Genomic DNA, 303 nt, shown 5'->3' on the forward strand with positions numbered 1-303 from the left:
CCTGAAAATAAGACGAAGTACATAGGATCTGACGAAAACTGGGAGAAAGCAGAGAACGCCATTCTCAATGCTGCTAAAGAAAAAGGTCTTAACTATGTTATAGAAACCGGAGAGGCAGCTTTTTACGGTCCTAAATTGGACTTTATGGTTAAAGATGCGTTGGGAAGACAATGGCAGCTGGGAACTATTCAGGTAGATTACAATTTACCCGAACGTTTCGATCTTACCTTTAAGGGATGTGACAATGAATTGCACCGCCCCGTGATGATCCATCGTGCTCCTTTTGGAAGTATGGAGCGCTTT

The 303-nt window shown here is 42.9% G+C and carries 1 protein-coding gene; it reads left to right on the plus strand.

Going from position 1 to position 303, the window contains the following annotated elements; genetic code table 11:
* Positions 1–303 (plus strand): aminoacyl--tRNA ligase-related protein (locus HC175_RS22745; RefSeq protein ID WP_317172403.1); only part of this gene is annotated, 303 nt, incomplete at both ends.

This window comes from Salinimicrobium oceani (assembly GCF_012037645.1).